This is a genomic window from Clostridium sp., assembly GCF_051656525.1.
GTDB lineage: Bacteria > Bacillota > Clostridia > Clostridiales > Clostridiaceae > Clostridium.
On sequence record NZ_JBOGCC010000380.1, the window covers coordinates 1 to 10,701 of the forward strand.

Below are 10,701 nucleotides of genomic sequence, written 5' to 3' on the forward strand. Positions count from 1 at the left end.
CTTAAAGTTATTCTTCAAAATCATGATTTAAATAAAATTTATTTTAACTTTTGAAATTGAGTAGATATTTATATTGACTTATAAATAGAGAGTATGTATAATTTATTCGGTTTTGAAACAGAGGAAAATATGAGGTGAAGAGTTGAAATATAATATTAGAGCAATGTTTGATGAAGATTGGAAAGCGATTGAAAAAATTTATGGTGATGGAATAAAAGGTGGGGCGACATTTCAAAGAGAGGTTCCAGATTTTGAATACTGGAATAAAATGTATCTTAAAAAATGTAGATTAGTAATTTGTGAAGAAGAAAAAGTAATAGGGTGGACAGCAGTAAGACATATATCACCAAGAGAAGCATATAGAGGCGTAGTAGAATTAAGTATATACATAGATAAAGATTACAAAGGAAAAGGTGTCGGAGGAGCTCTTTTGAATGGATTAGTAAAAGAAACTGAAAAAGAAGGTTTCTGGAGTATACAGGCAGTTATACTAAGAAATAATCCAGGAAGTTTAAAGTTACATGAAAAATGTGGGTTTAGAACAATAGGGATAAGAGATAGGGTTGCGCAGTTACCAAATGGAGATTGGATGGATGTTGTGTTAATGGAAAGAAGAAGTAAGATTATATTTTAAATGGAGTTACTTTAAGTAGCTCCATTTAATTTTGAAAGAGAAGGAGAAAAATGTTGATAATGAGTAGAGAGAAGAGTAAAATGTAAATTGATAAAATTTAGATAAAAAGGTGGTAGAACTGAAATGAAGCCTTTGGCTGAAGTAATGAGACCAAAAGAAATTGAAGACTTTATAGGGCAAAAGCAAATATTAGGACAAAATAAACCACTATATAAATTAATAAAAAATAAAAAAATTCCAAATTGTATATTATATGGACCGCCAGGTACGGGAAAAACAACCTTAGCTAATATAATGGCAAATTATGTAGATAAGAAATTTTATAAGCTAAATGCAACTACAGCATCTATAAAAGATATTCAAGAAATTACTGATAGTTTAGACACATTAATGAATTATAAAGGCGTAGTAGTATATTTAGATGAAATACAACATTTTAATAAAAAACAACAACAGGCATTGTTGGAATTTATAGAGAATGGAAAAATAACGCTTATAGCAAGTACAACAGAAAACCCTTATTTTGCGATTCATAAAGCAATTATAAGTAGGTGTAATATTTTTAAATTAGAGCCTTTGAAGCAAAGTGAAATAGAAATTGGTTTAAAGAAAGCGTTAAATAAATTAATTGAAGATGGAATACAAGTAAAGTATGAAGAGAAGGCTTTAAAGTATATAGGTGAGATTTCTCAAGGTGATTATAGAAAAGCATATAATATATTAGAGCTTTTAATAAATTCTCAAAGTAAGCATGAAAAAGAGATAAACATTCAAAATGTAAAAGAGTTAAACCAATCAAATATGAGAGGAGATACTAGTGGAGATGAGTATTATAATTTATTGAGTGCCCTTCAGAAAAGTATACGAGGAAGCGATCCAGATGCTAGTGTACATTATTTGGCACGATTAATCGAAACGGGAAATCTTTTAGGAATAACTAGGCGGATAAGTGTTATTGTGGCAGAAGATATAGGGCTTGCTTATCCTAATGCATTGCCTGTAATTAATTCAGGAATAGATCTTTGTTTGAAAGTTGGCTTTCCAGAAGCAAATATAATACTTTCGGAACTTGTAATATATTTAGCAACTTTACCAAAGTCAAATACGGCGTATAAAGCTATTGATAAGGCAATGAGTGATATTAGGAATACGAGTGTAGGAGAAGTTCCAAGTCACTTAAGGGATGGTCATTATAGTGGGGCTAAAACATTGGGAATAGGTGGATATAAGTATCCACATGATTATGAAAATAATTATGTAAAGCAAAAGTATTTACCGAAGGAAATGGAAAATATAAAATACTATGTACCAGGAAAAAATAAGTATGAAGAGAGTTTGAGTAGGTATTGGAAAAGTGTTAAATAAACTTTAAAGAATATTCACATAAGTTTGTTGACAATAACCGAGTGATTTGGTAAGATATAAACAGAAATCGTAGTAACTTACTCTACTTTAAGGGGTGACATGATGAAATTATCAACAAAAGGAAGATATGGAGTAAAAGCAATGGTAGATTTAGCAGTAAATTTTGGTGAATCTCCAGTATCTATTAAAACAATATCTAAGAGACAGAATATATCAGAATACTATTTAGAACAATTATTTAGTCCCCTTAGAAAGGCGAAACTTATTAGAAGTATAAGAGGAGCTCAGGGTGGGTATGTATTAAATAAAGAACCTAAAGATATAACAGTTGCAGATATTATGTATATATTAGAAGGGCCTATTGAAATAGCAGATTGTATTGATGGGGTAGCATGTGATAACGTTGACTGTTGTGCAACTAGAATGTTATGGAAAAGGATAAAAGAAAGTATAGATGAAGTTATGGAAGGCGTAACTCTTCAAGATATAGTAGATGATTATAAGATAATTCAAGAAAAAAATTCGAAATTAGAATTAGAAATTTAGAGGTGAAGTTAAATGAGAACAGTATATATGGATTATGCGGCAACAACTTTTGTTAAGCCGGAAGTATTAGAGGAAATGTTACCTTACTTTACAGGAAAGTTTGGAAATCCATCATCATTTTATGGGCCATCAAGAGAAACTAAAATGGCCATTGATAAAGGAAGAGCACAAGTTGCTAAAGCATTAAATTGTGAAGTGAATGAAGTTTACTTTACAGGTGGCGGTTCAGAAGCGGATAACTGGGCTATAAAAGGAATAGCAAGTGCTTATAAAAATAAAGGGAATCATATTATAACAACAAAAATAGAGCATCATGCTGTACTTCATACTTGTGAGTATTTAGAAAAAAATGGATTTGATGTTACATATTTAGATGTAGATGATGAAGGATTTATAAATTTAGAAGATTTAAAAAATGCAATTACAGATAAAACAATATTAGTAAGTGTAATGTTTGCAAATAATGAAATAGGAACACTTGAACCAATAAAAGAAATTGGTGCTATATGTAAAGAAAGAGGAGTATTATTCCATACTGATGCAGTTCAAGCAATTGGAAATGTGAAAATTGATGTTAAAGATATGAATATAGATCTTTTATCATTAGCAGGACATAAGATTTATGCACCAAAAGGAATAGGAGCGCTTTATATTAAAAAAGGTGTTAGAATACACAATTTAATCCACGGTGGTGGTCAAGAAAGAAATAGAAGAGCAGGGACAGAAAATATTGCTTCAATAGTTGGTCTTGGAAAAGCTATAGAAATGGCAACGGAAAATCTAGATGAACATATTGCGAAAATGTCAAAGCTTAGAGATAGATTAATAGATGGGATATTGGAAATTCCATATTCAAAATTAAATGGACCAAGAGGAGATAAGAGACTTCCTGGAAATGTTAATATTGGATTTGAATTTATTGAAGGTGAATCAATACTTCTTTCATTAGATTTTGAAGGGGTTTGTGCATCAAGTGGAAGTGCTTGTACATCAGGATCATTAGATCCATCACACGTACTTTTAGCTATAGGATTACCACATGAAAAAGCACATGGATCATTAAGATTAACATTAGGTGATGGAACTACAGAGGAAGATGTTGATTATGTAATAGAAACATTACCTCCAATTATTGCAAGATTAAGAAGTATGTCACCATTATGGACAGATTTTATAAAAAACGAAAATAAATAATTAGGAAAAAGGAGATAAGAGATATGATATATACAGATAAAGTTATGGATCATTTTAGAAATCCAAGAAACGTAGGATTTATGGAAAATGCTGATGGAGTTGGAGAAGTAGGAAACGCTAAATGTGGAGACATTATGAGAGTTTACTTAAAAATTGAAGATAACATAGTTAAAGATGCTAAATTTGAAACATTTGGATGCGGATCAGCAATAGCATCATCATCAATGGCAACTGAAATGATTATAGGAAAAAGCTTAGAAGATGCATGGGAATTAAGTAATAAAGCAGTTGCAGAAGCTTTAAACGGACTTCCACCAGTAAAAATGCACTGTTCAGTTTTAGCTGAAGAAGCAATACACAAAGCAATAAATGATTATAGAGAAAAGGCTGGGCTTGGAGCTTGGGACTTTGAAGAAACAGATCATGATGCATTACACGACCACGTTCACGGAGAGGAATAGTATGACGAAGCCTAAAGTGGTTGTAGGTATGAGCGGCGGAGTAGATAGCTCCGTCGCTGCTTACCTTTTAAAGGAACAAGGATATGATGTAATAGGGATAACTATGCAAGTTTGGCAAGAAGACAATGAATTTGAAGAAAGAGAAGGTGGTTGTTGTTCACTTTCAGCTGTTGAGGATGCTAGACGTGTTGCAGAGAGATTAGATATACCTTTTTATGTTTTTAATTTTAGAAAGTCTTTTAAAGAAAAAGTAATTGACTATTTCGTTCAGGAGTATATTGATGGAAAAACTCCTAATCCATGTATTGCTTGCAATAAATATCTTAAATTTGATGAATTACTTCAAAAAGCTAGAGGGATTGGTGCTGAATATGTAGCAACAGGGCACTATGCAAAAATTGAAGAAAGAGATGGAAGACATCTTTTAATTCGTTCAGATGATGATAGAAAAGATCAAACATATGCTTTATATAACTTTACACAAGATCAATTAGCTCATACTCTTATGCCTTGTGGTGAATATACAAAGGATAAAATAAGAGAAATAGCAAAAGAGATAGGTCTTGCTGTTCATAATAAGAAAGATAGTGAAGAAATTTGCTTTATTCATGATAATAATCATGGAAGATATATAAAGGAAGCTAGACCAGAAGAAGTTATACCGGGAGATTTTGTTGATGAAAAAGGAAATGTTTTAGGTAAACATAAAGGAATAGTTTATTATACAATAGGACAGAGAAAGGGACTTGGATTAGCATTAGGTAAGCCTGTTTTTGTTACAGGTATAGATGCAAAGCGAAATCGTGTAATATTAGGTTCGGAAGATAAAATATTTAAAACGACACTTATAGCAACAGATGTTAATTTTATACCTTTTGATACTTTAGAAGAAGAGATGAAGGTTCAAGCTAAAGTAAGATATGCTGCAAAACCAGCGCCAGCTACAATAATACCTTTAAAAGATGGAAGAGTTAAAGTTGTATTTGAAGATAATCAAAGAGCTATAACAAAAGGCCAATCAGTTGTTTTCTATGATGGAGAAGTTGTAGTAGGTGGTGGTGTAATAGAAGGAATAGGTAAGAATTAAGAAAAAACTCGCAAATTTGCGAGTTTTTTTATTTGAAAAGTTTTTTTAGATTTAATTCAATTTTAAGCATAAAAGGAATTGAAATTATAGGTGCAAGAAGTGGAATAATAAAAGAGGTTTCTGTAAAATTCTTGAAAAAAATATATAAAAAAATATCTAATATTAAAGCTATAATTCCAGAAATAATGAAAAAAATCCCCATTTTCTTATTGGCATAAAGAAATGATTCGTTACTTTTTCGAGAAGTGTTTGTTCTAAAACCTATAAATCCATTTGGTTTTAAAAGAGGTGCTGTAAACCATGCGAAAATCCCAATGACAATAAAAATTAAAGGAACTGGAAAGTGGAAAATAATGCTTATATTCATAAGAAAACCTTCTTTCTATTTAAGTTAATAACATTATACATTAATAAATTGAGAAAAAAAACCATTTAAGAATTATATTAACATAAAATTTAAAAAAAGTATTATGAATATTAAAATGGTTATTGGTAAAAATAATGGTATTAAAAGAGGAAGGTGTGTTAATGATTAGAACTAAATTTTTTTATATGAAGAGGGTGTATACAAAAGAAGGAAAATATATAGGGATTATAGAAGATTTAGCCTTAGATTTTTTTAAAGGAGAGATTATTGGGTTTAAGGTATCCTTAGTAAGTTTAATATCTAAAAAAAATTTTTTAGATATTAAAGATATAATTTCAATTGATGAATATATTATTATTGAAAAAATGACAAAAAAAATAGGATTATACTTCAAGGAAATGAGAAGACTTGAAATATTAAATTTAGAAGGAGATATGATAGGAGTATTTGAAGATTTAATTATAGATGAAAACACTAATAAAATATGTGGAATTATAATATCAACAGGAATTATTGAAAAGATTATGAAAGGAAAGAGAGTTCTGTTTCTAGATGATTGTATATTAGGGGATAAGTCTATTATTTATATAGGATGTGAGAAGTTGGAATTTAAGATTATGATAAAAGGTATGGAGGGGCGTTTTTATGAAAAAAATAAAATTAAATAAAAAGATTATATTTTTAATAGGAATCCTTCTTCTTTTTTTTATAATAGTATTGTTATATAGGAATATTGAAATATTTAGTGAGACAATTAATTTAATTGTTGTTTCAGGAGTTATAGCGTATATATTAATGCCTTTAAGAGATTTTTTGGTTAAAAAGATAAATATCTCTAAAAGATTAAGTGGTCTTATAATTTTATTGATTTTAAGTTTTTTTATTATTTTATTTATAATTATAACAATACCTAAGATTATTGAGGAAATGGGGAATGTAGGAGAAATTTTTGAACGGTTAAATACATATTTTTTAGAGTTAGAAGAAAAACTTAAATTAAGTAATAATGCAGTTGTTACAACTATATATGAAGAGATAAGTGAAAAAACTTGGGCTTTTTTGATGGGGCTTTCTTATAGGAGCTTAGATTTTGTTATAGAAATATCAAAAAATATTATTTCATATATTATAGTTCCTATAATAGCATATTATTTTTTAAGTGATGGAGAAAAAATAAGTAATGCTTTTTATATGTTAATTCCTATAAGTAAAAGGGAACTTTTACGAAAAATTTTTAAAGACATTAATGTGTTATTACAGCGATATGTAGTAAGTCAATTAATATTATGTCTTATAACAACAATATTATCTTTTATTTTCTTTTGGTGCATAGGACTTAAGTTTGCATTTATCTTGGCACTTATAAATGGAGTTTTCAATATTGTTCCATATTTCGGGGTTTTGTTTGGGGCGATTCCTGCTGTATTTATAGGGGTTATAGAATCACCAAGTCTTGCAATATGGACTATAATTGGAATTTTTGTAGTTCAACAAATAGAGGGGAATTTAATAGCACCTAAGCTAACAGCAGATAGTACAGATTTCCATCCTATGCTAATAATTTTACTTCTTATAATTGGAGAGAAGATAGGTGGGGTTATAGGAATGATTTTTATAATACCTGTTGCTGTTATTATAAAAGTTATATATGATGATATAAATTATTATATTTTCTAAAATTAAAGGGATGAATATTGACAGACTAACCTATATAAAATATAATTTTGTTAGCTAACAATATTTTACGGCGAAGATTAGGATGAGTAAATTTAAAAATAAATTTTTAGAGAGAAAGTGGTTGGTGAAAACTTTTGATTTATTTAAATTGAAGCTACCTAGGAGTCTAATTTTTTAAGTGATGTAGTAAACTCTACATAAATAGGGTGGTACCGCGGAAATTTATGTTTTCGTCCCTTGTATTTTGCAAGAGGCGGAAACTTTTTTAATATATAGGAAAGTTTAGTGGAGGGAAAGAAATGAAATTTACAGGAACTAATGATTTAAGAGAAGCATACTTAAAATTCTTTGAGAGCAAAGGACATTTAAGATTAAAAAGTTTTTCTCTTGTACCAAAAAATGATAAAAGTCTTTTATTAATAAATGCAGGAATGGCACCTTTAAAACCATATTTTACAGGGCTTCAGGAGCCACCAAGTAAAAGAATAACTACATGTCAAAAGTGTATTAGAACTGGTGATATTGAAAATGTAGGGAAAACATCAAGACATGGAACATTCTTTGAAATGCTTGGGAATTTCTCATTTGGAGATTATTTTAAAGCAGAAATCATTCCATGGGCATGGGAGTTTATAACAAAAGAATTAGAGATTCCTAAAGATAGATTATATGTAACTATATATCTAGAGGATGACGAAGCTTTTGAAATTTGGAAAAAATCTACTGATATAGATGTAAGCAGAATATTTAGACTTGGAAAAGAAGATAACTTCTGGGAGCATGGTGCAGGACCTTGTGGACCTTGTACAGAAATTCATTATGATAAGAAACCAGAAAATGGAGTAGTAACTTCAGCAGAAGAATTTGTACGTGAAAGTGATAATGATAGAATAATAGAATTCTGGAATCTAGTTTTCACTCAATTTGATGGAGATGGAAAAGGCAATTATGAAAGATTAGCTCATCCTAATATTGATACAGGAATGGGACTTGAAAGAATTGCTACTATTATGCAAGGTGTAGATAATATATTTGAAATAGATACAGTTAAAAATATATTAGGAACAGTATCAAAATTATCAGGTGTTAAATATGGAGAAGATTCTTCAAAAGATATTTCTTTAAGAATAATTACAGACCATGTTAAAAGTGTTACTATGATGATTTGTGATGGAGTACAACCAAGTAATGAAGGTAGAGGGTATGTTCTAAGAAGACTTCTTAGAAGAGCAGCTAGACATGGAAGAGTGTTGGGGATAAAAGGAATATTCTTAAATGAAGTTGTTCAATCTGTAGTAGATAACTATGGTGGAGAATATGAAGAGCTAATTTCAAAGAATGATTATATTAAGAAGATAATTACTCTTGAAGAAGAAAGATTCAATGAGACTATTGATTCAGGAATGGGAATATTAAACGGATATATTGCTGAAATGATAGATAATAAAGAAACTGTTTTAAGTGGAGAAAAAGCATTTAAGCTTTATGATACTTTTGGATTCCCTTATGAGTTAACAGAAGAAATTTTAGAAGAGAAATCTATGACTATAGATAAAGTTGCATTTGATAAAGAAATGAATATGCAAAGAGAAAGAGCTAGAAGTGCTAGAGGAGAATTCACTTATATGGGAGGAGAAAGCTCACCTATAAATAGTGTACCTGGAGATATTGAAACTGAATTTGATGGATATACAAAAACAGAAATTGAAGGAAAAATTCTTTTCTTAGGAACTGATGAAGAAGTAAGAGAAAGCTTAAGTAAAGGAGAAAAAGGTTTTGTAGTTACTGATAAAACAACTTTCTATGCAGAAATGGGTGGTCAAGTTGGAGATAAAGGAACTATAGAGGGAGAGAACTTTAAATTAGCAGTTTATGATACTAAAAATAATGTAGGTGGAAAAATAATTCATTATGTGAAAGTGGTAGAAGGTGAAGTTAGAGTTTCAGATAAAGCTATATTAAAAGTGGATTTATTAAGAAGAAAGAATATTTGTAAAAATCATACTGCAACACATATGTTACATAAAGCATTAAAAGTTGTTTTGGGAGAACATGTTAATCAAGCAGGCTCATATGTTGATGATGAAAGATTAAGATTTGATTTTACACATTTCCAAGGGTTAAGTTTTGAAGAAATTCAAAAAGTTGAAACTTTAGTAAATGAAAAGATAATGAATGTTTTTTCAGTAGATACAAATGAAATGACTATGGATGAAGCTAAAACTAAAGGTGCAATGGCTTTATTTGATGATAAATATGGAGATAAGGTTAGAGTTGTTCAAGTTGGGGATTATTCAATGGAATTATGTGGAGGAACTCATGTATGTAATTCAGGTGAGATTGGTTTATTTAAAATAGTTAGTGAATCAGGTGTTGCAGCAGGGATGAGAAGAATTGAAGCAGTAACTGGATTTAAGGCTATAGAATATATGGAACATAAAGAGAAGACTTTAAAAGAAGCTTGTTCTGCATTAAAATGCAATGAAAAAGATATTTTAGTGAAAATTCAAGGTCAAGCCTCTGAAATTAAAGAGAAAGATAAAGAAATTTCAGAACTTAAATCAAAATTAACTGCTGGTGCTGAAGATGAAATTTTAAATTCAGTAAAAGAAGTAAATGGAGTAAAAACTATTGTATATGCATTAGAGGAAGTTGATGGAAATGCACTAAGAGATTTAGGTGATAAGTTAAGAAATAAAATTGGTTCTGGAGTAGTTGTTTTATTAAGTAAAGCAAATGGAAAAGTTAATCTTATAGCAATGTCAACAAAAGATGTTTTAGATAATGGAGTGCATTGTGGGAAAATAATTAAAGAAGTAGCAACTGTTGTTGGCGGTGGTGGTGGTGGAAGACCAGATATGGCTCAAGCAGGAGGAAAGAATCCAGAAAAAATAAATGAAGCAATAGAAAAAGCTTATGAAGTAATTCAAAGTTTAGTAAAGTAGTGTACTTTTAAAAAAATATAGGTTATAATTAGAATATGGATATAGTATAATAAAAAAATAAATGTTAATACTAGAAAGTATAATAAAAGCCTTATAGATAAGTGAGGGGGTGGAGCTGCAGTAAGCAGCAATTAGTATGAGTAATAATTTAGATAACACAATGCAATTCGATTTATTAAAAAATAAAGAAGCATTAACAAAAGCAATTTTAAGTGAGGTATATAATTCACTTCATGAAAAAGGGTATAATCCTATAAATCAGCTTGTTGGATATCTGATATCAGGTGACCCTACTTACATTACAAATTACAATGGAGCAAGAGCTTTAGTAAGAAAACTTGAGAGAGATGAAATTCTTGAAGAAGTTATAAAATCTTATTTAGAGATAAAATAAAAAAGTGCCCTATTGTGGGCACTTTTATTTT

General features: G+C 29.6%; 11 protein-coding genes and 1 other annotated feature. Of the genes, 10 read left to right on the forward strand and 1 reads right to left on the reverse strand.

Annotated elements, in window-relative coordinates; all coding sequences use genetic code 11:
- The first annotated feature begins 142 nt into the window (after positions 1-142).
- From ACRDDY_RS18620 to mnmA, 6 genes are all read left to right on the forward strand, one after another.
- Positions 143-634: a GNAT family N-acetyltransferase gene (locus tag ACRDDY_RS18620; protein WP_438566418.1), complete on the forward strand. Its 492-nt coding sequence runs from the start codon at positions 143-145 to the stop codon at positions 632-634.
- Between the two features lie 123 nt (positions 635-757).
- Positions 758-1,999 (forward strand): replication-associated recombination protein A, encoded by a 1,242-nt coding sequence (locus tag ACRDDY_RS18625; RefSeq protein WP_438566419.1) that lies wholly within the window; start codon positions 758-760, stop codon positions 1,997-1,999.
- Between the two features lie 102 nt (positions 2,000-2,101).
- Entirely contained in the window at positions 2,102-2,545 is a 444-nt protein-coding gene (locus ACRDDY_RS18630) for an RrF2 family transcriptional regulator (protein WP_438566420.1), read from the forward strand.
- Positions 2,546-2,557: 12 nt separating this feature from the next.
- A complete protein-coding gene (gene nifS / locus ACRDDY_RS18635; protein ID WP_438566421.1) occupies positions 2,558-3,739 on the forward strand; it encodes a cysteine desulfurase NifS in 1,182 nt (393 codons plus the stop codon).
- Between the two features lie 23 nt (positions 3,740-3,762).
- Positions 3,763-4,200 (forward strand): Fe-S cluster assembly scaffold protein NifU, encoded by a 438-nt coding sequence (nifU, locus tag ACRDDY_RS18640; protein ID WP_438566422.1) that lies wholly within the window; start codon positions 3,763-3,765, stop codon positions 4,198-4,200.
- 1 nt (position 4,201) lies between these two features.
- Positions 4,202-5,287 carry a tRNA 2-thiouridine(34) synthase MnmA gene (gene mnmA, locus ACRDDY_RS18645; RefSeq protein WP_438566423.1) on the forward strand — a complete coding sequence of 362 codons (1,086 nt, stop codon included), beginning with the start codon at positions 4,202-4,204 and terminating at the stop codon, positions 5,285-5,287.
- A gap of 28 nt (positions 5,288-5,315) precedes the next feature.
- Here mnmA and ACRDDY_RS18650 read toward each other — a convergent pair whose 3' ends face one another.
- Complete coding sequence (locus ACRDDY_RS18650) at positions 5,316-5,654, reverse strand: SdpI family protein (RefSeq protein WP_438566424.1); 339 nt, start codon at positions 5,652-5,654, stop codon at positions 5,316-5,318.
- 161 nt (positions 5,655-5,815) lie between these two features.
- On the opposite strand from ACRDDY_RS18650, the gene ACRDDY_RS18655 reads away from it, so the two are divergent.
- The 4 genes from ACRDDY_RS18655 to ACRDDY_RS18670 all read left to right on the forward strand — a co-directional run bounded on the left by ACRDDY_RS18655 (position 5,816) and on the right by ACRDDY_RS18670 (position 10,670).
- A complete protein-coding gene (locus ACRDDY_RS18655) occupies positions 5,816-6,322 on the forward strand; it encodes a PRC-barrel domain-containing protein (RefSeq protein WP_438566425.1) in 507 nt (168 codons plus the stop codon).
- Positions 6,300-7,331 carry an AI-2E family transporter gene (locus tag ACRDDY_RS18660; protein WP_438566426.1) on the forward strand — a complete coding sequence of 344 codons (1,032 nt, stop codon included), beginning with the start codon at positions 6,300-6,302 and terminating at the stop codon, positions 7,329-7,331. The genes ACRDDY_RS18655 and ACRDDY_RS18660 overlap by 23 nt, the downstream gene beginning before the upstream one ends.
- Before the next feature lie 64 nt (positions 7,332-7,395).
- Positions 7,396-7,572 (forward strand) — a binding site (T-box leader).
- Between the two features lie 58 nt (positions 7,573-7,630).
- Positions 7,631-10,276, forward strand: coding sequence for an alanine--tRNA ligase (alaS, locus tag ACRDDY_RS18665; RefSeq protein ID WP_438566427.1), 2,646 nt, complete (start codon positions 7,631-7,633; stop codon positions 10,274-10,276).
- Positions 10,277-10,412: 136 nt separating this feature from the next.
- Positions 10,413-10,670, forward strand: coding sequence for an IreB family regulatory phosphoprotein (locus ACRDDY_RS18670; RefSeq protein ID WP_438544346.1), 258 nt, complete (start codon positions 10,413-10,415; stop codon positions 10,668-10,670).
- Positions 10,671-10,701: the final 31 nt, after the last annotated feature.